At 70.4% G+C, this 850-nt stretch carries 1 protein-coding gene; it reads left to right on the forward strand.

The features are described from left to right. Window positions 1-126 precede the first annotated feature (126 nt). A partial coding sequence (locus tag NBZ85_RS31505) for a polyprenol monophosphomannose synthase (protein ID WP_261563469.1) occupies window positions 127-850 on the forward strand: 724 nt, incomplete at its 3' end.

Here is an 850-nt window from a genome sequence, read left to right on the forward strand (position 1 = left end):
CCCCACCACCGGCGAAGACCACCCCGGCATCACCCCGCAGGCACCACGACCCCGCGAGACGACACCCACAGTGACGCCCGCCGGGCCAGCCTGACGGACATGGCCCCCGATCAGGAAAGGAACCGCGTGGATCTCCACCGCGTTGTCGTCTGCGTCCCCACCTACAACGAGCGGGACAACCTCCCCGACACCGCCCGCCGCCTACGCGCGGCGAACCCGACGGTCGACCTGCTCGTCATCGACGACGCCAGCCCCGACGGCACCGGGAAGATCGCCGACGAACTCGCCGACAACGACGACCACATCCACGTCCTACACCGCGACAGCAAATCCGGCCTCGGCACCGCCTACGTCGCCGGCTTCACCTGGGCCCTCGAACACGGCTACACCGTCATCGTCGAAATGGACGCCGACGGCTCCCACCAACCCGAACAGCTACCCCGCCTGCTCGCCGCCCTCGCCCACGCCGACCTCGTCATCGGCTCCCGCTGGATACCCGGGGGAGAGGTCAGCAACTGGCCCCGCACCCGGCTACTACTCTCCCGCGGCGGCAACCTCTACGTCCGCGCCGCCCTCGGCATGCCACTACGCGACGCCACCGCCGGCTACCGTGCCTACCGCGCCGACGTCCTACGCGACCGCGACCTGACCGGCGTCTCCTCCCAGGGCTACTGCTTCCAGGTCGACCTCGCCTGGCAGGCCTGGCGCGCCGGCTTCCGCGTCACCGAAGTACCCATTACCTTCATCGAACGCGAACGCGGCACCTCGAAGATGAGCAACACCATCGTCGCCGAAGCCTTCTGGCGCGTCGCCTGGTGGGCCGCCACCACCCGCCGCCGCCGCCCCACCC

The organism is Frankia tisae (genome assembly GCF_025403405.1).
Taxonomy (GTDB): domain Bacteria; phylum Actinomycetota; class Actinomycetes; order Frankiales; family Frankiaceae; genus Frankia; species Frankia tisai.